Below are 23,954 nucleotides of genomic sequence, written 5' to 3' on the forward strand. Positions count from 1 at the left end.
GACGTATTATACCATATTTATCTAATAATTACTAGTACCACCCTCTGGCCTTGCTATGCGCTACCGCTTTCTCCCATGAACCATATCGCCCCATCACGTAACCATGCATCCAATTCAGCGAATCGACTGGGTTAAGCGGATTTCCTGGCACTTTACTACATGGCAACGCCTGTGCGAGACCGCAGGCGCCACTCCGGCTGCGAGCATTTGGATTCCAGCCGCTTTCTTTCTGCACCAGCCACTCGGCATAACCCCATTGGTCACGCGGGACGTTTGACGAAGATAGCCACTGATCTTTGTTGCCGCCACCAGTATATGGCATAGCGGCATTCTTTGTGCCGATAATTTCAATTTGTTTTTTAGGCTGTTTTGTTACCTGACTAGCAAGCTCCCGACGACTCACCTCCTTACCATTTTGCACCTCAATCTCATAAGTCACCATCCGCCGGCCCTTTTCGCCCGCTTCTTTCACCTCCTTGTGGCCCGTCTCGCGATTGGCATCCCGTACTGTCTCAATCGGAAAAGCGACATCTTCATCAGTTGTAATTGTCTGCTTACCGTTGCGCCAAACATCCAGCCGCATGCCACTAGTAATCGGCGCCTCGAGCGGCATTGATACGGTATCGTTACTGGCCAGCTGGACATGCTTTTCCTTGAGCAGTGCGCCAACGGTTTTCGCGTGGGTGCGCACTTCAGCCAGAGACCCGTAGAGATTGAGCTGGAGTGGCGTGGCCCGCTTGATGGTCAAGACTGCATTCGTGCCGCTAGCAACCACGTTTTCGGCGGCATGAATATCGACGATATCCTCGCTATAGAGTTTAATCCCCGCCGCTTTGGCAATCGCCGCCGGGGTTTGCTCCGCCGTAGTTAGGCGAATACGCGCCTGGCCATCGACTACCGTCACCGGTCGAGCCCGAAAAATATTAACGTTATATGAACTAGCGACCAGCTCTTCATCAAGTGCTGGCTCCACTACATCTCGCCGCTCGTCAACCTCAATCCGCGCCGCCTTCAGTGCCCCGCGCACCGTTTTTGCCCGAGTGATAATTGTTTTCTCGACTCCCTTATCATAGACGCTCATCAGACGCTGGCCGTCGCTCCGTGATGGACGCTCGGTACCCTGCGCCAGTGCAGCATCCGCTAGGTGGATCAATGTCACTCCAAGCACGAGCAAACCGATCAATAGAAAAATCTTCTTTGAGTGGTAGCGAATAGATAAACTCTTTTCCATAATCTCGCTCGTGGACAGCGCCACAAACTGCTATGTATTATATCAAATTTTCTCTAATCTGGCGAATTCTATATTAAGCTTCTTCGTATTACCATCATCAAATTGCACCGTCACCGCCATCCCGTCAACGTCCACCACTTCGCCCGCACCAAATTGTGGGCTTCGCACGCGGTCACCCATCTCTAGACCTATATCATCAGCATAAAACACGTCATCAGCTGGCGGCGCAGCAGGCGTATCCAGGCCACCGATCATCAGCCCCATCTCATCGAGAAATCGCGACGGTAGATTATAGCCGATCTGACCAAACTGCGTCCGTGAACTAGCACAGGTCACAAACAGCACCTCTCGGGCCCGCGTAATCCCCACGTAGCAGAGGCGACGCTCCTCCTCAACGTCATCCGCTTTGCCACTGTCAAATACCCGCGCGTGCGGCAAGATCCCCTCCTCCAAGCCAGTCATAAACACCACCGGAAACTCCAGGCCCTTCGCAGCGTGCAGCGTCATCAAGGTAACCTGCTGATCCGCTTGGCCATCGCTTGATGACATCAACGCCATGTCTTCGAGGAATGTCGATACATCAGCATAGGCGCGCGCCTCAGCTACTAAAACACCGAGGTTTTCCAGCCGCTCTTCGGCCTGCACACTGCCATCATTTACCGCCTCACTGTAGCCAGTCTGCTCAATAATTTGTTCGATAACCTCGGCCGGTGCGCCATTCAGTAATTGTTGTAATTTTTGCAGCAATTGACCGAATGCCCGCAGTGACTGCTTGGCGCGAGCAGTCAAACTTTCGGCCTCATCAACCGCCACCAGCCCTTCAATAATATTCCGACCCGATTGATCGGCCCAGTCGAGAAATTTCGCCACGCTCACCGCGCCGATGCCACGCTTTGGTAGATTGACGATTCGCGTGAAGCTAACGCGGTCACTGGGTTGATATAGCAACCTGAGATAAGCCAGTACATCCTTGACGACTGCTCGATCCAGAAACCGCAGACCACCCACAATTTTGTAGGGGATGTGCCGTTGACGCAGCGCGCGCTCTATGGCGTAGCTCTGGGCATTGGTGCGGTACAGTACCGCTATGTCGCTATAGGCTCGGCCCATCCCAGCCTGGCGGTAAATTTCATCGGCCACTGCTTGCGCCTCCTCAGCCTCGCTGTACAGTTGCCATAATTGCGGTGTCATCCCGCCAACTGCTTCTGTCCACAGGTTCTTGTCGGTGCGCTGGGTGTTATGTTGGATTAAGTTATTTGCCACCGTTAAAATCGCGCCCGTTGAACGATAATTTTGCTCTAGTTTAATCACTGCCGCGCCCGGAAAGTCACGCTCAAAATGAAGAATATTGGTATAATCCGCGCCGCGAAAACTATAAATTGATTGCGCATCATCACCGACCACACAGAGGTTGCGCTCTGGACCGACTAGCAGCTTGATCAGCGCGTACTGCACCGCGTTGGTATCCTGATACTCGTCGATGAGAATGTGGCGAAATTGCTGCTGCCATTTGTGGCGAATGTCAAGCGAATGGCGCAGTAGCTCCACCGTCTTGAGCAATAAATCATCAAAATCGAGCGCCCCAGCCCGGTGCATAGCGGCCTCGTATGCAGCAAGCAATTCGGCAATTTGCTGTTTAACGGGGCCGACCGCCTGCATCATATACTCATCGGGTGAAAGCATGTCATTTTTTGCCGCAGAAATAGCCGCAGCGATACGGCGCGGCTTGATATCGCGATCAGTCAGCCCGCGCGATTTCATCAACTGTTTGATGAGGCCCAGCCGATCATCTTCATCATAAATAATAAAATTACGACCGAGGCCAATTGACATCCCGTCTATCCTCAGTAGCCGCACACATATGCTATGAAATGTCCCCATCCACGGCATGAAGCGTCGATCCGAGGCGTCTTCACCCAGCATGTCAGCCAAGCGCTGGCGCATCTCTCGAGCAGCCTTGTTGGTGAAGGTTACCGCCAAGATGCGGCTGGGAAAAATTCCTCGCTCCCTGATCAGATAGGCGATGCGGTACGTCAAGGTTTTTGTCTTACCACTCCCCGCTCCCGCTAAAATAAGCAACGGCCCGCCATCATGCTGGACGGCTCGCCGCTGTTCGGGGTTGAGTTCAGATAGGATGTCCATTACTTATAGTATAACAGGAAAAAGTACGCCGCTGCACCGCCGCCAACGCCGATAAGGGCAAAAAGAATGATCAATAGAATCGTCCCGATGCCGGATTTTTTCTTATCAGGCTGGAGCGCTTCCCCGGTGGCTGGCTGGCTGGCTGCCGCATCAAACATCGGCTCTGGATCTGGTGCGATCTCGTCACCGGCGGTGTACTGCTGAGGAATGTCGCCCGGAGTGTGCGGTCGACGTGGCGTCTCATCATCAGCTATCTCAGCGCCACTCTCGTCCATCGACTCGATCGCCATGAGCTCACTGTCCAGCTCTGATGTATCAGCGGCGGGCTGCTTGGACGAAGCATCTACTGATGTGGCATCTGTGTCGAGCTGTTCACCGACCTCGCTGGCTTCAATTTCATCAATGGTTGCTTCAAGGCTCGTACGATCAGCAGTAATGTCAGTATCAGCCGCCTCATCCGTCACCAGATGATCATCATCGGCCGTCAACTCATCCATGGTCAGCCCTTCACTATCAGCTGCCTTAGCCGGAGCGTCCTCTGCCAGCAAGCCCTCCTCGATAAAGGCGCTGTCAGTACTAGCCTCGGCTTCACTGGCCATTGATTCATAATCAGGCACGTCCTTGGTATTGAGCGACACATTGTCTGACGTCAGACCTTCAGCTACGTGCGATGGATCGGGCTGCAGAACGAGGCGTGGTGGTCGACGCTTGATCTCGCGATCAGCTGCCGATGAATGAGCGGTGCTATCATCTGCCATCATATCACTTGACACGTCCTCAGTAGTTTCAGCCATGTTAACACCCTGCTGGCCGTCATTACCAGCCCGACTGGAGAGATACGAACCAGTCGGCTGAAGCTTTACGCCAGTGCGCGGCTGAGAAACGCTATGCCCGCGCATGACAGATGACGGATGTACAACGTCCATGAAACGGCCAGACGGTCGACGCGAAATAGCTGGTGAGGGAGCGACAGCCGGCTCGTCATCATGTTTTGTATCTGAAGAATCATCAGTTGGTTTTGCTGCTGACGTATCGGCCACTTTATCCTGCGGCGCGTCTGAGGCGGGTTGGCCATCCGCCTTTTTATCTGGTGTTTTGATATCTGGAAATACCACAGCCGGTTTAGTTTCTGAGGCAGCGTGTGGAAAGCCGTTGGCCTCCGCCGTCGACGGTGAAGTCGTCTCCTCGGTAGATGATTTTTGTAGTGAGGTCGGTGGCTCGCCCTGTGGCTCACTGTGTGGCTCATCATGACTAGACTCCGGGGTTATTGACTGGGTCGACGGTGCTGGTGTCGAGGCAGTCGATGACGAGACAGACGACGAGGTTGTCTTGAACGATGGTATCGGCTCAAGCGTCAGCTTCGAGACAGGCTTTGGCTCTGTAACAGAAATCGGGACAGCAGTCGGTACTGGTGTTGCTGCAGCCGCTGGCGGCGCACTTGGAGTGTCCGACGAGACTGATGATTGCGTTGTCTTGGCCGGGGCTGGTGGCTTGCTTGTATTGGTACTCGTTGACTCAAATGCGGGTACGGTTGATATGGTTGGGGTTGGGGTTGGGGTTGGAGGCACAGACACGGGCGTCGACGGCGGTGCTGGCGTCGCTGTTGGTGCAGCGGTCGGCGACGGAGGCGTTAGCGGCTTGATGGTCAATGGCGGAATCGGCGTTGATGGCGTGGTGGCAGGCGACGGTGGGGCTGACGGAGCAGGAGTCGCTGGGGTTACCGACGAAGACGGCGACGTGAGTGGTGACGATGGCGTCGACGTTAATTCCGGCTTCTCAATCGGCTGCGGCGCAGTAGCCACTGGCGCGCTCGGTGGCGTTGACAATGACACCGCAGGTTGCGGCGCAACTGGCTTGGGTTGAGGGCTTGGCGGCGTGACCGGAGGTGTCGCTACTGGCTCAGGCTGAGAAGCGGGGGCGCTAGATTGAACAGATTCAGGCGATGATACCTTCACCGTATCTTCAGCAGGGCTAGCCGCGGGTGTTGCCGACGTCGCCACGTCCGTATCAACATCAGTCGTCTGCTGAGCCGCTTCTTTCTCTGCCCGTTTCTGCATCAGTGATGTCACTGCCCGATCAAGTTCGTCAAAATCAATGTCTGACATAAGCCCCCCTTATTCTTTATGCGCCTTTTTTACTATCTCCGTAAATTGATATGCGTCCAGACTCGCTCCGCCGATCAACAGTCCATCAAGCCCCGCCACCGCGAGATAATCACCGGCGTTATCGACTGAAACACTGCCACCATACACCACGCGCACCGTCTCTGCTGCTGCCTTGCCAAACAAATGGGTGATTTGCTGGCGAATTATTTTTAGAGCTTCTGTGAGATCGTCAGGCTGCGCATACTCACCACTGCCGATCGCCCAGACTGGCTCGTAGGCAATCACCACATGATCTATCTCCTCGGCCGTGATATTCGCCAGGCCGTTTACAATCTGATCCTGGAGCACCTCGCGCGTTTCGCCCAGCGTCCGCTCGTGCGCCGTTTCACCAATACAAAGGATTGGTTGAAGCCGATTGCGCAGCGCTGCCTGTACCTTGAAACGAATATCCTTGTCGCTCTCCATAAAAACATACCGCCGCTCAGAGTGGCCGATGATGACATAATCGACCATGCCATGTAAATGCGACGCTGGCACCTCGCCGGTGTATGGACCGTGGTCGCGCCAGTAACAATTCTGGGCGGCGAGCTTGACGATCCGACGCTTAATTTGCAAGCTCAAACTCTGCAGTGTCAACATCGTCGGCGCCACCACCACCTCGACGTCACGACGCACTGGTAGCTGCTCCATGAGCTTATACAAATACAAACTCGCCTCGTGCATAGTGAGGTTCATCTTCCAGTTGCCGATAATGAGTGTTTTTCGCGTCATAATGCTTATGCCTAGTGTATCATTTTAGTCCGTGCGCGTCTAGTAAACTTTCCACACCCGGTAATTTTTTGCCGCTCATCAGCTCGAGGCTTGCTCCGCCACCAGTAGAAATATGCGAAAATTGCCTGCCGTCATGTCTATCCCACCCAAGGACAAATTCCGCCGTATCGCCACCGCCAATAATTGAGGTAACACCGTGATTTTGTACGATAGCTTCAGCAATCCGGGCCGACCCCCGAGCAAACAACCGATTAGTCGAATACCCCAACGGCCCATTCCAGATGACTGTTTTTGCCGAGGCAATCACTGAGGCAAATTGTGCCATCGTCTCAGTACCAATATCTAGCGCCATCTCATCATCGCTGATCTCATTAACCAATACTTCATGACGATCGCCTGATACTTCTGGAGACGACGCCACTGCTACATCACTCGGTAGCCGCAAGAACTGATCGACCCGCTCATTGCCAACTTTCTCAGCAGCGCGGCGGTAGATGGCCGCAAGCACTTGCTCTTGATCCGGCTCAACCGTACTGTGGCCCATCCTATGGCCACGATAGGCGAGGAAGGTATTGGCCATCGCCCCACCGATGAGAATCGTGTCGGCTTTATCAATCAGCCGCTCAATTAGCGCAATCTTATCAGCAATCTTCACACCGCCGATAATCGCCACCAGTGGTCGCGCTGGATGCGACATCACTGCAGTTAGCACGGTATATTCATGCACCAATAGATCACCGGCTAGCCCCGGCACGTATAGCGTAATCGCATGGGTACTGGCGTGAGCTCGATGTACCACCGCAAAACCATCCTGCACAAAATAATCCGGCCGCACCGCCCGAGCAATTGCCTTGGCAAACACCGTATCATCACGCGACTCCTCGTCATAAAACCGCAAATTTTCTAACATCAGTACGTCGCCAGCCGCCATATGTCGCACCGCCTGACGAAGCTGATCACCGACGCAACTATCAATAAACTGCACCGGCCGCCCGAGTAGTTCAGCCAGTCGACGCGCCACCGGACGCAGGCTGTATGCCGGATCGACCCCCTTTGGCCGCCCGAGGTGACTCATCAGAACAATCTTGCAACGTTGCTCTAGTAAATAGCGCAGGGTCGATAAACTAGCGCGAATTCGTAAGTCACTGGCAATCCCGCCGTTCACTGTCAGAGGCACATTATAATCAACCCGCACCAGGACGGTCAGCCCGCGGAGATTAACGTCACGAATTGTTTGCTTGAAAAATCTGCCCACCCTTTTCTCGTCCTAGTCCATTGTCCGGATCTGGATATTGTCAGTCTTGCCCGGCCGGCCCGGTTGATGGCCGCTGACCAATACCAGCGTCACTGGATCCTCGCCAAAGTAACCTTCGGCTTTCAATTCCTCTGCTAACTTATTCGCCGACCCCAGACCACTTGGGCGAACGTATGAGCGCGTAGCATAACTTAACGCTAATTTCTGGGCCGTTTTTTGGCTATCGGTGACGCTAATAATCGGCATATTCGGCCGAAAGGCACCGACATTCACCGCGGTTACACCGGTGCTGGTCTCAGCAATGATTGCTCCCGCCTTAAGTTCAGTAGCCAACCGCGCCGCCGTGTAGCTGAGCAGCGCATCATGCTTACGGCGCTTTTCGCCCGACTCAACCGCCATGACATCACTGTGCTCCTGGGTGTACATAATCGTTCGGCGCATCGCCTGCACTGTCTCGATCGGATATTTACCGTTGGCCGTTTCATCCGACAACATCACCGTGTCGGCACCCTGGATGACTGCATTGGCAACGTCGCTCACTTCGGCGCGAGATGGCTCAGGATTGTCAACCATACTGCCCATCATCTGTGTCGCGACGATACTGAGCTTAGAATATTTACGACAAAGAGCGATAATACGCCGTTGGATAACTGGCACGATCTCCGCCCCGGCTTCAACCGCCAAGTCACCACGCGCCACCATAATGCCGTCACTCGCCTTGACGATCTCCTCCAGATGCTCATCAGAGATCGCTGACTTGGTCTCGATTTTGGCAATGATATACGCATCCGAGCCCAGCGCCGTCAGTCGCGAGCGCAGATCGATAATATCGTCCTCCGTTTGTACAAAACTGAGTGCCACATAATCAAAATCTTGACCAGCCGCCCACTCAATATCGGCGATATCTTTTGGCGTCAAGATATCACCACCAAAATCGGTATCTGGCAGATTCAACCCTTTACGGCTCATCAAAAATCCGTCATTCTGCACCTCAACCTTGATGGCCGTTGGACCAGCAATTTCACGAACGATCGACTTGATCTTGCCATCAAACATATACAGCGGCTCGCCAACTTTCATTTTTTCAGCGAGGTTATACTGGACAGGCAGATTAAAGCTTCCGTCATGTTCTGTGATTGACGAATCAAGCGTCAGCATATCACCAGCCCGCACCGTCAGCATGTTGTCTTTGAGAACACCGAGGCGGATTTTTGGACCTTGAAGGTCTTGGAGAATGGCAACTGGTTTGCCCTGCTCATGACTGGCCGTGCGAATCCAGTCGATTTGCTCACGCCGCTCATCATAACTACCGTGGCTGAAATTCAGACGAAAGCCATTGACACCGGCCTGCATAAGTTGACTAATTTTATCCTGACTCATCGTTGCCGGACCGATAGTCGCTAGGATCTTGGTACGTTTAAAAATTGTGTTACTCATCCTTTTGATTATAACACCGGCTAGGCGCTGAGAAAAGATATAATCGCTATTCAAAATCCGCTGCCCGATATCGAGCGATCGCTTGACGGGCGGCTTGCTGTTGAGCTACCTGCTTGGACGGACCCACGCCGCGTCCCATCAGCGTTTCACCGACGAACACCCCAAGCGTGAAAACCTTATCATGATCTGGGCCTTCCTCGCCCAAAACTTTATACACCGGCGTCTGGCCATCAACGCGCTGAGAAATTTCCTGCAAATACGACTTCGGATCGCGCCAGCTGCCTGATTCCAAAATCCCGTCCAGCTTAACGATGATATGTTTATGAATAAAATCGCGCGCATCGTCAAAGCCACGCTCCAGGTAAATCGCGCCAATGACTGCCTCAAACGCGTTGGCCAAAATCTGCAAGTGTGCCCGATCCGAACCATTTTTCTCACCCTTTGACATGCGAATCAGCGGCCCGTAACCCAAGGTATCACCCGCATCGCCGATACTTTCCGTCCGCACCAGTGCCGCCCGCCACGCAGTCAAAACTCCTTCCGGCTCAGAAAAATGCGTAAACAAATATTCCGTTACCGCTAGCTCCAACACCGCATCACCGAGGAATTCCAACCGCTCGTTATGCTCGTGGACTGATTTTCTGTGTTCATTAACGTAGCTACGATGCGTCAAAGCCGTAATCAACAGATCCAAATTATTAAACTCAAACCCCAACTTCTCACGCGCAAACTCCTGATACGGCGCCGTATTCATCCCGCTCATCTATAGATTCTCCTGCCTGATTCGTTTCATAGCGAGCAGAATCAGCTTGCCAATATCCTCATACTCGATCTCATCCAGCGCCTCATGAAAGGTAAACCACGCCAGGCCATTCATCCAGTCTTCTTTTTGCAGTTTTTCGTCCGGATCAAGCGCCTTCATCAGGTACACTTGCTGCGAAATCAGCACTAACTTATCAAGCCGGCGATAGCGAAAATTAATTTTACCCAGCCAGCCACATACCTCGATATTCTTGAGGCCAGCCTCTTCGCCAACCTCACGCTTGGCGGCGGCCTGTGCCGTCTCGCCCGGCTCAACGTGGCCCTTGGGAATTGTCCAGCGATCCCGCGCGTCTTGGTAGAGTAGAAACTCAACATCACCTTTTTTATTGCGTCGAAACACCACACCACCGGCGGTTGGCTCGCGAACTATTTCTTGGATCGACGGTTTTTTGCGACCGCCAAAATATTTCTTAATATGATCAAAGCTGCTTGTCTTCATCGGCATCCTCTTGAAGGGAGCGATACGCTGTGCCGAGCACACCGTTCACAAATTTCCCTGAGTTATCCGAACCAAACGTTTTTGCCAGTTCCACTGCTTCATTGATGGCCACCTTTGGCGGCACCACTGCCCGAGAAAACAATAATTCATACAGCCCGAGCCGCAACACCGTCCGGTCAATTCGCGATATCTGCTCAATCGGCCATTCTGGCGCTAGTGGACGAAGCTTAGCATCAAGCGCTGTCTTGTGCGCAGTGACGCCATCGATCAGACTTCGCACAAACTCGACATCATCGACTGATGATTTGTACTTCTCGAGATTGCGCGTCAATATATCAGTCACGTCAACCTCGCTGTCGCCAACTTCCTGGCGAAACTCGATCTCGTATAGCGTCTGCAATGCGACGATTCGTCCCAAGTGACGGTTTGAAGCCATGACAAAAACGTTCCTGTTCGTGTTAGTTTATTTTGCGCTCTTATTACCAGTCTCACGCTTGGTCGTCTTGACTTTCACCGGTGACGTCCCGTTGACGCGGCGTGCTAATTTCAGTACCAAGTGGCTGCGACGCAGACCGGTCTTGCGCGGGCTGCTCTGCTTTTTTGGTTGTGCCATAGAAAAATCTCCTTTATTTCAGTTTATCGTAACACTTGGGCTTCATTATACCGGTTTTTGATAGATTTCTCAAGGGGATGCAGAGATGATGCAGGGCGATGGCGATACGCTGTCAGGGGGTATTATTGACTTTATATAATATTTATGGTAATATCGTAAACATCACTTACAATAGAAAGGATACATCCTACTAATTATGGATAAGAAAAACTTACCCCCTCAATCCGGGGAAACACTAAGTCGACTAGGTGAGCTGAAACTGGCCATCGGATCAGGAGCGATGCTAGCGGTAATGGGGGCGGGTCTCGGCATCGGCATTAACGGTATCGCCAACGCCGATAAAGAACCGGCGGAATCACCTCTAGTTGGCTCTTATATGATGCATTATGACCCCACGGAAGCTAATGCCACAAATGATTCAGATGTATGTGCAGCAGCACATTCCGTTGTAAGGGATGCCAATACTACTACCCAAATTGATATAGTGGGCTGTGCTACGGAATCCAAAAAGCTCGCTGGTCTTCCACAGGGAACACGCGTACGAGTCGAAGTACACCGGGATGGCTCGGTGACGACTAAGCCCCTCGGCAACTAACCTAGACAACAATATTCACCAACTTCCCCGGCACATAAATCACCTTTTTCGGTGTCCGGGCGTCGAGATAGGCGCGAACCTTCTCGTCATCCAGCGCTCGTTGCTCAATCGTCTCTTTATCAGCGTCAGCCGGCAGCTCCAGCCGTGATCGAAGCTTGCCATTGACCTGAACGATGATGGTCATCACATCGCTCACCAGATATTTTTCATCCCACTTTGGCCAGTGATTGACGTGAATGGTATCAGCGTGACCCAATTCATGCCACAATTCTTCGGTGATGTGCGGTGCAAATGGCGCCAAAATCTGTAGCAGACTCTCCAGAGCAAACTGCCACGCTTCTGACGCTTGCATACCGTGTGATTCTTTGAACTTGTATAGGCCATTGACCATTTCCATCATCGCCGCTACGGCCGTGTTGAACTTTTCATCCTCGATGTCACGAGTGACTTTTTTGATAGTAAGGTGAGTGAGGCGCAACAGCTCCGCGGCTACATCACCATCCTCCGCCAGAGTACACTCTTCGCTCAAATCTCCACTGGAGATTTCTCGCGAGCGTTCGGCTGAAGCGTCCGCTATTCGCGAACACTTCACAGCCTCTGTCAGAGGAGGTAATGTAACCGCCTCAACAAATTCCTGCACCACATTCCACACTCGGTTTAAGAACCGATATGTCCCCGGCACCCCGCGCGGATCCCACGGCGCATCCATATCGTACGGTGCGATAAACATCTCATACACACGCAGCGCATCAGCGCCATAACCACTGTCCATGATTTCCATCGGATCGATGACGTTGCCCTTGGACTTACTCATCTTTTGCCCATCTGGCGCCATGATGTAAGCGTTGTACATCATCCGCTTGAACGGCTCCGGTGTCGGCACTAAACCGAGTTTGTAGAAAAAGCGCATCCAAAAACGACTATACAGCAGATGTGCTACCGCGTGATCGGCGCCATTGTAATAATCAACCGGCATCCAGTGATTAATGCGCGTCGGATTCCACGCCTCGGCGTCATTGTGCGGGTCAAGATAGCGCAGGAAGTACCAGCTGGAACAGGCATAGCCGTCCAGCGTGTCAGTTTCGCGCCGCCCTTCATGCCAATTGTCGCCCGCTGGCTTTGGTTCGGTGATCGGTACCGTTTTACCTGTTTCAACATCAACCCACACGCGCACCCAATCATCAACTTGTGCCAGGACTGACGTATTACCGCCCGTCGGTTTGAAGTTCCCGACCTCTGGCAAAATCACTGGCAAGCACTCATCTGCCACCGCAATTGGATTGAAGCCATCAACATGAACCATCGGAATCGGCGCACCCCAGTACCGCTGGCGAGAAATCAACCAATCGCGCATTTTATAGGTAGTCTTACTCCGGCCCAAGCCCTGTTGCTCCAGCCAGGCTACCACCTGTTCGCGAGCCTCTTCGCTGCGCAGGCCGTCAAAATCGCCCGAGTTAATCAATTCGCCTTCGCCCGTGTAGCAGCCAGCATCCGCCGAGTTTTCTGGCTTTTCAATCACTTGCACTACTGGCAAATCAAATTTTTCGGCAAACTCCAAATCGCGCTCATCATGCGCCGGCACCGCCATAATCGCGCCAGTACCGTAACCGCCGAGTATGTAGTCCGCCACCCAAATTGGCAGCTTCTGACCGTTGACTGGATTGATGGCATAGCTGCCAGTAAAGACGCCGGTTTTATCTTTATTTTCCTGGCGTTCAACGTCGGATTTTTTCTGTGCTGCTTGAATGTATGCTTCAACCTTGGCACGCGTGTCGGCATTGACTAGCTGAGAAACCAATGGATGTTCTGGCGCCAGCGCCACATACGTCGCGCCAAACAGCGTGTCAGGACGCGTGGTGAAAACAGTTATGACGTCGTCGCGGCCTTCAACTACAAACTCAACCTCCGCGCCAACCGACCGGCCAATCCAATTTTTCTGCATGGTCTTGACCATGTCCGTCCAGTCTAGGTCGTCAGTCGCCTCTAGAATTTCATCAGCATAGGCGGTGATGCGGAAAAACCACTGTTTGAGGTTGCGCTTGGTGACGGGGTTACCGCAACGCCAACATTTGCCGCCCTCAACTTGCTCGTTAGCTAGCACCGTATTGTCGGTATCGCACCACCACTGCGGCTGCTCCTTCTGGTACGCCAAATCGTGTTTGTACAGCTGCGTAAAAATCCACTGGGTCCATTTGTAGTACTCGGGGTCGGCGGTGGAAATCTCCTTTGACCAATCGTAGCTAAAGCCGAGGCGCTTCAGCTGAGCGATGAAATGCGCCTTGGCTTCGTCGTGCGCCACTCGCGGCGTTTTACCGACCTTGATGGCGTAATTTTCTACGGGGAGGCCAAAGCTATCCCAGCCAATTGGATGATAAGTATTATAGCCCTGCTGACGCTTGAGGCGCGCTTTAATATCGGCAAACTGAAACGTCCGACCGTGACCGATGTGAATACCCGCGCCAGTAATACCAGGAAGCATGCTTAGACTATAGTACTTAGGGCGCGTCGTATCACCAAGGTCAGTGACATAGGTACCATCAGCCTCCCACTTATCTTGCCATTTTTTCTCAATTTCCGTCGGATTGTAGCGTTTCATACTCCTTAGTATATCATCTCTCGACGCTAACGTTCGTGTCTTCGTCATTCTCGTCTACAGACACACCACCCCTAGCAAACGGCGGCGGTATTGGCGATGAGCCGGCAAAATCCTGAAGCACCGACTTAAGATTATCGGCATTTGATGGTATGTCAATCTGTTCTGACTTGCTGTAATCAAATGTCATATCCATAGTGATATTCCGATCCTTGTCGTCATCTGAACTGTGTGTCTTAATCTCAATCGCTTTCAGTTGATGCGACCACGGATTGACCCAGATGCGTATAGTAGGCAATTTCTTTGATGACGTAGTTTTATTTGCTGTATTGAATACTTTGTCGCCATAGCACTCTTTAATTTTCTTGCCAAGTTTCGTATCCCCCAGAGAATCGACAAATGCGCGTAGTTTGTCTGACATTTTACCATCCGAAGCTAGATCAATTTCAAAGCCAGGCGCACCATCACGCGGCTCGACCTTAGCGTCCTTTTTGACCGTCACAAAGCTGTTTTTGCGATACGCATTGATCAGTTCGCTACGCACCTGCTGGTCAGCATTGATCAAATCAAAGATTTCTTGGGAACATGTATCTTTATCCGCATATGACGCGCCAAGCTCATCAAATGACACCTTAAGCCACTTGCCTTCAATCTTGTTAAGTTTCTCATCAAGCTGTTTGAGGATCTGGTCACGTATATGTATAACTGTTGGCTGCGCGTCCGGTAGTGCTCCCTGGCCCCGATCCTTAATGATCGTCTCTGCCATCTGGCGTACAATATCTTTTAAGTGTTCACCCTTAATATAAACCGCGCCCTTGCCGTCAGCCACCACCGTAAGCACGATATCCTGTTGGGTTTCTATGCCATTGATCGCTAATTTGACGGTGGCCTCGGTTTTTGATTTTGGTGAGTCAGCAACGGCTTTAATCTTAATGTCAGCCCGATTGCCGCTACCAAGATCCATGACGAGTTTACCTGAGGAAACCACCTTTTTAGTCTGGAACGAACTGACCATCGCATCAGTTACCATCCTCTGCGGATCTTGCCACCAGAAAAAGTATAACAGTACCGCAGCGATAGCTAGCAGCAATACGACCGAACCGGTAATAATACCGATGATGAGGCCGGTTTTCTTTTTTGGCGGCATAACCGAATTCATGATCGGCGGTTGCGACGTCGGCGGTGCTGGTTGCGCCGGCGTCGATACAGGCTGATCAGTCTGTGCAGGCGGAGTCGTTGTCGACTGTGATGAGCTTGATGTGACCGTCGACTGTGACACTGCCGGCGGTGTTGACGCAGCGGTTTTATCCGCTGGTATTTTCTTGCTATTCGTACCCTTGTCGTCCATATTCCTCCTCGTTATACTTTCATTGTATCACTATCCGCGAAAGTGCGAGAAAAATTCATTTTTTCGCTTAATCCAGTCAGGTGACTGGCGCACTAATTTTTTCTCATCCTCAGTGCTGTGTAGATTAATTTTAATCGCTTCCTCGAGCCAAACACCCCCGCTCGAACCTTTGAAGAGAGCCACGCCGCCCGCATGAAGTTTTTCGCGCACAAATCCGCCGGCCATCAGCGCATCACGACACTCCTTGACCTGACAGCCGCGACGACGTGCTACCGGCGCCAGGTATTGATTAGCCATCTCACCGACGGTCACTACCCAATCCAGCTCGTCTGGCGAACACTGAGCGCCGAGCTTGGCATGACCGGCCTGCGTATCCTTGCGTAGCCCATTCATATTACCAAACACCACGATACGCTGCGGCACCTCGAGACTGTATAGCGTTTGTAGTGCTGATAGCGCCGTCAGCGGCGACGAGCTATAGCTATCGTCAATCAAAATCGTCTGATCCGCACCACGAAGCACTTGCATCCGACCCGGCAGCGGGCCTAACTGGCTCAAACCCTTTTCAATCAATTCTTTCGTCATACCCATCCGCACCCCGGCGAGCATCGCCACGACGGCTGGCCGCAGATTATGTTCACCAAGCAGGGGCAGCGTCACTGCGATGCCATCAGGATATTCCGGGCCGATAATCTTGCCGACATAACCATGCTCCAGCGAGAAATCATGCTGCTCAAAATAATACTCAGCGACTTCGCTGGTGCCGTATGTCGTCATCTGGGGATTTGCCAAAAATGCGGCAAATCGACCGTCGATATCATCGCGGTTAATGGCCGCAAAGCGAGCATTATTCGCCAATATGAGCATCTCGCCGGCCACCTCTTCGACGGTATGTTCAACCCGCATGCGGCCAGAGGTTACTGACGTCACAACGGCCATATCCGGCAAAATAACCTGCTGAAACCATGCATTAAAACCAGGTTGCATTGGGCTGAACTCCTGAACGATAATCTGGGCTTCGGGATGTTCAGCGCGAGCACGCTTTTTGACAGCTCGCATCAGCTTACGGCGATGCCAAAATCCCCACTTCTCCTCCGGACGATTCTCGGGGTAGCGCACACCCATGATCTGCAGAAGGGTTTGTAAGTGCGACGTTGGCTCAGCAGCGTGCATGGCGACAGCAAATTGCTGCGATAGCACAGTGGCGATCGCCGTTTTGGCACTCGTTTTACCGGCGCTCCCGGTCACTGCGATCAACTTGACGTCAGCATGGTCGGCAAAAAATTGCCGGACATAGCGTATCATTTTTTTCTCAAACGACTTCTTGAACATCCCCTTTATCATACCATAAGCGCCGTCAAACGCGCCACTTGACGAACAAAAAAGAGCTGTTACGCGCCCACCCGGGGCAATTTCATGTGTTTGTTTTGGATGGCAGCATAGGAAACGCCCCTATGCGTACCAGCTCTAATGATATTATGCGCTTTTTTATTAAAAAGCACAAGGGGTTTGCCTGATATTTATCTACAATTCCTTAGCAAAAGCGTTAGTGCTACGTACGACTGCGCCCTTTTTCAAGTAGAATTGCTGCGCCGCTTCACGTTCTGGGCGTGATGTGAATTCTAATTTCAAAGCGCCCTGCTCGCGACCCCAGTCGATGATAGCGTCCCAGAGTTGAGAGCCGACGCCCCTGCCCTGGATAGTCGGATCAGCAACGAAATCGTCGAGGTAGATCTTGCGCCCAGCAGCTGGCCCCAGTAATAACGCCACCGTTGCCATGCCAACGACTTTGCCTGATAACCGTGCCAACAGCAACACATGACTCGGCGAGTCGATAATCTGCTGCAACAGCTTGGTGTCAGCTGGATGTGGCTTGCTGGTAAGCGCCGCGATAAGGTTGGTAATGTCTGCCACATCAGATTCAGTGATGTGGGATGCTCGTTCAATTGTCAATTCGTCCATGCTTCCATTATACTATACCCATGAATCAGCACATACGAGACCTAGCAAAAATTTTAGCTTCAAATCCGCCACGCGTGGTATTTCCTGAGGGCAATAATCACATCATCCAGCAGGCGGCGCGCGCACTAGAAGAAAGCGGCGCAGTGCAGCCAGTATTGCTTGATGGGGAAGAGGACGCCATCAGTCGCGGTGCAACGATGCTAACGAGCGGCGAGGCCGACGTTATGGTGGCTGGAATTGATCACCCAACGAAAGACGTGCTGCGGGCTGGGCTGAAAATTGTTGGACTGGCGCCCGATGTTCGATATGCATCCAGTTTTTTCGTGATAGACGTCCCACAGTTTCAGGGCGGCGAACAAGGTTTATTGCTCTTTGCCGACTGCGGTATGAATATTCAGCCAAACGCCGAGCAGCTGGCGGCGATTGCCATGTCCTCAGCGGATAGTGCGGCGTCGCTTGGCTGGCAGCCACGCGTGGCTATGCTGTCATATTCAACGAAAGGCAGCGCTGGCGGTGATAGTGTCGAGCTCGTCACCCAGGCACTACAACTCGTCAAGACAGGGCGACCCGATATACTCATTGATGGCGAACTACAATTAGACGCGGCAATCGTCCCTGCTATCGGCCAGAAAAAATCACCAAGCAGTCCGGTTGCTGGCAGGGCCAATGTCCTTATTTTCCCTGATCTTGATTCTGGTAATATCGCGTATAAGTTAGCCGAACATCTGGCCAGCGGCCATGCATACGGGCCAATCTTGCAAGGTTTTGCCCGGCCGATCAGCGACCTATCTCGCGGCTCTAGCGTTGATGATGTGATCGGCGCTACGCTTATTACTGCCGGTATGGCGCGAACTTCATAGAAACCAGCTACTGCGTGATATACCACTGCGCAAATTGATGCCATTGCTGCAGTGTATCAGTCTCAACCGCCAAGCCTTGATCGCGCCGATCAAACACCTCGGATATCGTCAGGCCGTTACTACCATCCATCGTAATAATCTTGTTGACCGATGCGCCACTCTTGCCACGCGGCGGAGCGACAAACTTCCCCGGTTGATCAAAGATAAATGTCTGTAGATTACGCCCGTCGTAATAGACGACAATATCATGGAGGACAATTTGCCAATCGTCTTTGTCGCGGAGCAGTGCCAAAAAATCCTCGGGCGCCAACCAGTGCGCAACATCCTTCATGTAACCACCGGGAAAGCCGCCGAGCGCGGGCACTTCCCAATTACTATCATTAACAACAACCGGCTCGCCAACCTTCTCGTACGCTGTCCGAACCTTAGCTTCGGTAATTTTCAATGGATCACGGTGCTGGATCTCATCAATATCGAGATTAATAATCTCCACCGCTATGTCGTATTGGCTCAGCGTAGCCGTTGCCTCCTCAATTTTACGCGGATTACCAGTGACGAGATTGATGTGTTTTGTCATGGGGTCTATTATAGCACCTCTTATTTTAGTATGGCTGTAGCACTGGTTTTACCATAGGGTATCCTTCGTCAACCAACCTCACTCAGCGCCTTTATAATATCCTCATCCCGTGAGACCGCATGAATATTTGACAGTTGTAGAAACCATTTTGGGGTATCATGAACAACGACCACTGGTTTACCAAGCGCTATCGCCATGCCAACTTCGTAGCGCGCACTCTCCTGGTCGGATTCCCATAGATATACCAAAACATCGGCAGAACGGACAGCCTGAACTTCATCTTCTGGACTGAAATTTGTCTCGTCGTCTTTGTAATTATAGTACCAATTACACGGAATACTATAGCCGGAATCCTCTAGGATTTTTGCCACGCGATTCGCCCTGTCGAGATTTTTGCCAGCTAGGTAGATCACTTTCATATATAAATAATAGCATATGTTTATTCAAGTGTGGTGAGAAATTGACGGACGGCATCGATTGGCTTGAATAAGCGGTACGTCTCAGCGTCCTCATCTGGCGTTAATTCGGCGCGCGTTTTGCCCTCGTAGCCATCCGGGCAAAATATTTTATCCCAGCCAAAACCGCCATCGCCTATGGGATACTCAGAGATAGCGCCATGAAGTTCAGCGCGAAACAACCTGACCCGCTGGCCGTCATAGTAGCCAAACACGCATGCCGCCACCGCCGATCGATCATCAAAGCCATCAAGCATCCGGCAGAGATTCTCTAAGCCGTTTGGCGACTCGACAAAAAACTTGATAAACGGACTCGGCAGTCCACCCAGCGCAGTAAACCCGAGCGCCACATCCTCAACCAAAACCGGACATTTGGCGATTGTATACGCCTGACGCACCTTATGTTCAACAACCTCCTCCAAGCTAGTCGATTGAATTTCCGTTAAATCAACCGCCCGATGCTTCAGTGGTAAACCCAGCATGCGCGATAAATAATCTGCTTTGTGTTGATTGCCGGTAATAAACGTAATCGTCTTCATCACGCTTACACCTGAGTTTCAGAGTTTACTTTCTGAAATCGCGGCACAGATTTCCCATCCAGTACTACTGTTTCCGTAAACATGTTGGCAGGGCGAGCAAATAACTCATATTCATTTTCATATAGAGGTCGGTAAATTACTAGGAAGTCTTCTGCCTCAGTTTCTAACGCTAGACCGATCACCTCGTATAATTTGCCTGATTTGCTGTGCCTGTACATACCCTTGCTGATTTTCGCGTAACGGCTCCGTTCTTTACTACCCGCCGTTTCTTCGCGATACTTCTCTGGCTGGGCACGCAGTATTTCCACCCATCTACTGTCATCCGTAAAATCATTGTATTCAATATAGTGCCGATTATCAAAGCCGCCATTATCCTGCTTTTTATGCGCCATCGCTTCCTGGACTTGCTCTATAGAAAAGCCAAAATCTCGACGCAGCGCGTCAACGACTTCTTGCAAATCAGCCAGTTCTTTGAGCGATTCATCACGCTGCGTATCATCCAGTGGAATTTCGTCCACCTCCTCGTGAACCTTGCGGAGCAGCTCGCGGCGAAATTCTTGCTTGTCTAATGTCCGGTACTCCGTATGCAAAAATTCTGGATCATCCAGGCACTTTTTCACCACTTTGTCACGCACTAATTTTTGCAAGTAAAATCGGATCATCTAGTTACCTCCGTTGGTTAATGTTTCAACACCATCCTCATACACTAAGTCGCCAATCTCAACTTCGTAAATATGTTTATCATTACGAAACGCAAAAAATCGGACGGTTTTATGTTGCTGCCAGGCTTGGATTACTTCCGCGCGTACACCATCAGCAATATCGCCAAATACCCACAGCTCATCAGCGCGCGCCACCAGCGTATTATTGGCGCGCCGCACCGTGTCACGCTCTACTACGTCGAGCAAAAAATAGTCAAAACTGGTAAACGGATTAATTGGCACAACGCCTTGCTCAAGCGCAAATTTCGTGACGAAAAATCTCATGTAAAAATACTTCTTCGACATCGCCGTAAACACAACTGTGTCGGCAGGTTTGATGGCGAGAGCGCGATGTAGTTGCTGAGTCATGGTTATTACCTCCTTATTGTATAATCTCTAACAATGCTTGTTCATCAATAATTTTCGTGCCGTATTGTTCGGCTTTTTTCAATTTGCTGGCGCCGACTTTACCGCCAGCTACCAAATATGTTGTATCTTTTGCAACAGTGGTTTGGAAGGTGCCGCCCAGATTACGGATTCTTTCAGCAGCGGCGTCACGCCCCATCGACTGCAGGGTGCCAGTGATGACGAAACTTTGGCCAGCCAGGTGGTCGGATTTTTGACTAAACTGCGGTGTCACACCTAAGTCAGTAAATTTCTCGAGCAGCGTCACATTATCTTCATCAGCAAACCACGCCACGATCGACTCGGCAACAATTTCGCCCACGCCGTCTACTTCACGCAGCTCATCAATAGTCGCCGCCAGTAACTTTTCGATACTCTCAAACCTATTGGCGAGGTCAATCGCCGTCTGCGCGCCAACATGACGAATACCGAGGCCGAACAAAAATCGCTCCAACGCTGGCTGTTTTTTAGCAGCAATGGCATCAATGAGCTTTTGTGCGGAAATCTCAGCAAAGCGCTCCAGCTGCAGCAAATTATCTTTCGTCAACCGGTAAATATCTGCCAAATCATTAACTAGCCCAGCCTCGACCAGTGCCTCGACATTTTTCTCGCCCAGCGTGTCGATATCTAGGGCACCTTTGGACGCAAAATGCGTCAGAGATCGCTTCAAAATCAGCGGACCGCTCAAGCCTTTAACGCGGTACACCGCCTCGCCTGCTGGCCGTACAAATGCTAGCTCTGGGTATTGGCGCGCCAGCTCTGCTGGATAATCAATTGGCTTAGCATCTGCTGGCCGCAATTCTTTCAGTACGGTTTGCACCTGCGGGATGATGTCGCCCGCCTTGAAAATCACCACCGTGTCACCACGCTGCACATCCAGCCGAGCAATTTCGTCAGCGTTATGCAGACTAGCGTGCTGCACCGTTGTCCCAGCCACCACCACCGGGTCAAACACCGCCACTGGTGTGGCCGCACCGGTTCGACCGATGGAGATAACGATATCGCGGACGATGGTCGTGGCTTCTTCGGCAGCAAATTTATAGGCCACTGCGGCTCGCGGTGTCTTGCCAACGATGCCCAGCTCGGCAAACTGTCGCCGGTCATTGAGCTTGATGACCGCTCCGTCGGTGTTAAACTGCAGTGACTGACGCACTTCATCGAGATGATTAACATAGCTCATCACCTCGTCCAGGCCATAGACAATTTGCGTCTGCCGACTAGTGGTGATACCCAGCTCGTTCATCATCTGATAGCCAAAGGCAATTGTCGGCGTATCCTCGAGGTTATCGCGAATGATGTCATAACCAACGAAGTGCAATGGACGCTCTGCCACCAGTTTTGGGTCAAGCTGACGAATCGTCCCGGCTGCTAAATTACGCGGATTGGCAAATTCTGGCTGACCGGCCGCTCGCCGACGCTGATTTAAGGCTGCAAAGTCCTCTTTGTGCATCACGATTTCACCACGAATCTCCGTCCGACCACGCAAAAAATGAGCAAATCGCTGGTTGGCGCGCAGTGTCAGCGGCACATTCTGAATCGTCCGCACATTCATGGTCACATCTTCACCAACCAATCCGTCGCCGCGCGTCACGGCCCGCGTCAGCACACCGTCTTCATAAATCAGCGCACAGGCCAGGCCATCCATCTTGATATCACACAAAAATTCTTCAGTGATGTCCCGGCGCACTTTTTTCATGCGCTGTATCCACGCCGCAACTTCTTCTCGGTCAAACACGTCCTGCAGTGAAATCATCCGCGTTTGATGCTGGACCTTGGTAAATTTACCGAGCGCTTTTCCTGCCACCCGCTGGGTTGGGCTGTCTGGTGTGATGAGTTCAGGAAACTGCTCTTCTAGCTGCGACAATTCATGTTTCAGGCTATCAGCCGCCGCCTCGCTCATGATCGATTCGTCGAGGACATGATAATGATAGCGATAATCATTGATCAGATCTCGCAGTTTGACAATTCGTTGCTCGGCCGCCTGCCGGTCAAGCTGGCGCGCTGTCATCGGCGACGACCTTTCGGTAGAATAGATAAATATAGCACGCCGAGGCAACAATCGAGAACGCCACCAACATCAACGCCACGAGCGGCACCAGCGGCAGCCAGTTCAACGCCGGTATCACCGTTTTGAGTGCACCATCAATCGTAATGACCGGAATAAGCACCGCCGCCCAAACCACGGCGAGCACCACCAGCAGCCACATCAATCGCAGCAAGATTCGCATCCGCCGCCCCAAGACAACGTCCGAAGCCAGTCGCGCTGCTTCTAGTGGATACATTCCCGGTAGCGTGACGATCACCATAGCAAACAACGTACTCGTTAGCCAATATATCGACAAGGTAACAATTAATATGGTGGCACCGGCCGCCAACATCAACACAACCGTTTGTTGTAACATACCTGACGTATCCGCCGCGCCATAGATGATAGCCGCTATCGCCGCTGGTAATAATTGAATGAGCGCAATAAACACCAGAACCGCCAGGGCGATGACTGGCGCACCCGCGTTATACAGCCCATCACGAACCTTTAGGCGCTTATCAGCGGTCACGCCACGAATCAGCCAGATTGTCGTCAGCCATATATATAGCCCAATTAACGCACCAACTAGCTGCTGGGATGATCCCACACCACCCGTCGAACCGCCAAGCTGATTGGTAACCACGCCGGCAAATAGCGCCAGTGTCGGCATCACAGCACCCAGGGCTCCTTCTTGGTTCGCTTCATTAATTGTATCTTTGAGTTGCTGGTACGTATCTTGTGACATTAACCCCGATAACAATACGCCCAATACCGCATATATTGCCGCCAATCCAACGAAGATCCGCCAGTGCTTTCGTATCAGTTGCCATGCTTGTTTGGTCAGCGCAAAGTAGCCTGGCAGTTTGAGCGAACGACGATAGTCACGCCGCTTGGTCACTCGAAAACTACGGTGCGGCCGACGGCGGAGAAAAGCTTGACGGCGCTGTATCAGCCGCTGCCAAGCTTTAATAAGCCTCTCTTTTAACGATACTGTTTTCTTTGTCGCGGCGCGACTATCCGCTCTTGAGGTTGCTCGTTTACGCCGCGTGGTGTGTTGTTTTTTAGTTGGCTTCGTCAT

Annotated in this window: 22 protein-coding genes; 2 read left to right on the forward strand and 20 right to left on the reverse strand. The window is 51.9% G+C overall.

From position 1 onward, the window contains the following. Nucleotides 1–31 precede the first annotated feature (31 nt). From FBF26_03055 to nusB, 9 genes are read right to left on the reverse strand one after another with little or no spacing between them, the layout of a single operon-like run. Nucleotides 32–1,231: a DUF348 domain-containing protein gene (locus FBF26_03055; GenBank protein QJU10229.1), complete on the reverse strand. Its 1,200-nt coding sequence runs from the start codon at nucleotides 1,229–1,231 to the stop codon at nucleotides 32–34. Nucleotides 1,232–1,273: 42 nt separating this feature from the next. Beyond that, nucleotides 1,274–3,367: an ATP-dependent DNA helicase PcrA gene (locus FBF26_03060; protein QJU10564.1), complete on the reverse strand. Its 2,094-nt coding sequence runs from the start codon at nucleotides 3,365–3,367 to the stop codon at nucleotides 1,274–1,276. Nucleotides 3,368–3,372: 5 nt separating this feature from the next. Next, on the reverse strand, nucleotides 3,373–5,478 hold the full coding sequence (locus FBF26_03065; GenBank protein QJU10230.1) for a hypothetical protein: 2,106 nt from the start codon (nucleotides 5,476–5,478) through the stop codon (nucleotides 3,373–3,375). Nucleotides 5,479–5,487: 9 nt separating this feature from the next. Continuing rightward, nucleotides 5,488–6,252, reverse strand: coding sequence for a triose-phosphate isomerase (locus tag FBF26_03070; GenBank protein ID QJU10231.1), 765 nt, complete (start codon nucleotides 6,250–6,252; stop codon nucleotides 5,488–5,490). 16 nt (nucleotides 6,253–6,268) lie between these two features. After that, on the reverse strand, nucleotides 6,269–7,504 hold the full coding sequence (locus FBF26_03075) for a phosphoglycerate kinase (GenBank protein QJU10232.1): 1,236 nt from the start codon (nucleotides 7,502–7,504) through the stop codon (nucleotides 6,269–6,271). A gap of 12 nt (nucleotides 7,505–7,516) precedes the next feature. Then, the gene (gene pyk, locus FBF26_03080) at nucleotides 7,517–8,941 is read right to left on the reverse strand and encodes a pyruvate kinase (protein QJU10233.1); all 1,425 of its coding nucleotides are present in this window, start codon (nucleotides 8,939–8,941) and stop codon (nucleotides 7,517–7,519) included. Between the two features lie 46 nt (nucleotides 8,942–8,987). Next, nucleotides 8,988–9,704, reverse strand: coding sequence for a ribonuclease III (gene rnc, locus FBF26_03085; GenBank protein QJU10234.1), 717 nt, complete (start codon nucleotides 9,702–9,704; stop codon nucleotides 8,988–8,990). Beyond that, on the reverse strand, nucleotides 9,705–10,208 hold the full coding sequence (locus FBF26_03090; GenBank protein ID QJU10235.1) for an NUDIX domain-containing protein: 504 nt from the start codon (nucleotides 10,206–10,208) through the stop codon (nucleotides 9,705–9,707). Then, nucleotides 10,183–10,638 carry a transcription antitermination factor NusB gene (nusB, locus tag FBF26_03095; protein ID QJU10236.1) on the reverse strand — a complete coding sequence of 152 codons (456 nt, stop codon included), beginning with the start codon at nucleotides 10,636–10,638 and terminating at the stop codon, nucleotides 10,183–10,185. The genes FBF26_03090 and nusB overlap by 26 nt, the downstream gene beginning before the upstream one ends. 373 nt (nucleotides 10,639–11,011) lie before the next feature. Between nusB and FBF26_03100 the strand changes: the two genes are divergently transcribed. After that, entirely contained in the window at nucleotides 11,012–11,410 is a 399-nt protein-coding gene (locus tag FBF26_03100; protein QJU10237.1) for a hypothetical protein, read from the forward strand. A 1-nt stretch (nucleotide 11,411) separates the two neighbouring features. Here FBF26_03100 and FBF26_03105 read toward each other — a convergent pair whose 3' ends face one another. From FBF26_03105 to FBF26_03120, 4 genes are all read right to left on the reverse strand, one after another. Beyond that, nucleotides 11,412–14,006, reverse strand: coding sequence for a leucine--tRNA ligase (locus tag FBF26_03105; protein QJU10238.1), 2,595 nt, complete (start codon nucleotides 14,004–14,006; stop codon nucleotides 11,412–11,414). A gap of 13 nt (nucleotides 14,007–14,019) precedes the next feature. Beyond that, nucleotides 14,020–15,351 (reverse strand): hypothetical protein, encoded by a 1,332-nt coding sequence (locus tag FBF26_03110; protein ID QJU10239.1) that lies wholly within the window; start codon nucleotides 15,349–15,351, stop codon nucleotides 14,020–14,022. 30 nt (nucleotides 15,352–15,381) lie between these two features. Beyond that, nucleotides 15,382–16,695, reverse strand: coding sequence for a hypothetical protein (locus FBF26_03115; protein QJU10240.1), 1,314 nt, complete (start codon nucleotides 16,693–16,695; stop codon nucleotides 15,382–15,384). 180 nt (nucleotides 16,696–16,875) lie between these two features. Further along, the gene (locus FBF26_03120) at nucleotides 16,876–17,313 is read right to left on the reverse strand and encodes a GNAT family N-acetyltransferase (protein QJU10241.1); all 438 of its coding nucleotides are present in this window, start codon (nucleotides 17,311–17,313) and stop codon (nucleotides 16,876–16,878) included. On the opposite strand from FBF26_03120, the gene FBF26_03125 reads away from it, so the two are divergent. After that, complete coding sequence (locus tag FBF26_03125; GenBank protein ID QJU10242.1) at nucleotides 17,286–18,173, forward strand: phosphate acetyltransferase; 888 nt, start codon at nucleotides 17,286–17,288, stop codon at nucleotides 18,171–18,173. The genes FBF26_03120 and FBF26_03125 overlap by 28 nt on opposite strands. A 7-nt stretch (nucleotides 18,174–18,180) precedes the next feature. Here FBF26_03125 and FBF26_03130 read toward each other — a convergent pair whose 3' ends face one another. From FBF26_03130 to FBF26_03160, 7 genes are all read right to left on the reverse strand, one after another. After that, the gene (locus FBF26_03130) at nucleotides 18,181–18,750 is read right to left on the reverse strand and encodes a hypothetical protein (GenBank protein ID QJU10243.1); all 570 of its coding nucleotides are present in this window, start codon (nucleotides 18,748–18,750) and stop codon (nucleotides 18,181–18,183) included. Nucleotides 18,751–18,818: 68 nt separating this feature from the next. Beyond that, a complete protein-coding gene (locus tag FBF26_03135) occupies nucleotides 18,819–19,169 on the reverse strand; it encodes a hypothetical protein (protein ID QJU10244.1) in 351 nt (116 codons plus the stop codon). Between the two features lie 20 nt (nucleotides 19,170–19,189). Beyond that, nucleotides 19,190–19,747 carry a non-canonical purine NTP pyrophosphatase gene (locus FBF26_03140; GenBank protein QJU10245.1) on the reverse strand — a complete coding sequence of 186 codons (558 nt, stop codon included), beginning with the start codon at nucleotides 19,745–19,747 and terminating at the stop codon, nucleotides 19,190–19,192. Between the two features lie 2 nt (nucleotides 19,748–19,749). Further along, entirely contained in the window at nucleotides 19,750–19,974 is a 225-nt protein-coding gene (locus tag FBF26_03145) for a DUF1653 domain-containing protein (protein ID QJU10565.1), read from the reverse strand. 432 nt (nucleotides 19,975–20,406) lie between these two features. Further along, nucleotides 20,407–20,814, reverse strand: a complete 408-nt coding sequence (locus FBF26_03150; protein ID QJU10246.1) for a hypothetical protein — start codon at nucleotides 20,812–20,814, stop codon at nucleotides 20,407–20,409. Between the two features lie 13 nt (nucleotides 20,815–20,827). Next, on the reverse strand, nucleotides 20,828–22,858 hold the full coding sequence (gene ligA / locus FBF26_03155) for an NAD-dependent DNA ligase LigA (protein ID QJU10247.1): 2,031 nt from the start codon (nucleotides 22,856–22,858) through the stop codon (nucleotides 20,828–20,830). Beyond that, a complete protein-coding gene (locus FBF26_03160; GenBank protein QJU10248.1) occupies nucleotides 22,839–23,954 on the reverse strand; it encodes a hypothetical protein in 1,116 nt (371 codons plus the stop codon). Before FBF26_03160 ends, ligA begins: the two co-directional genes overlap by 20 nt.

Source organism: Candidatus Saccharibacteria bacterium oral taxon 488 (assembly GCA_013100825.1).
Taxonomy (GTDB): domain Bacteria; phylum Patescibacteriota; class Saccharimonadia; order Saccharimonadales; family Saccharimonadaceae; genus Nanosynbacter.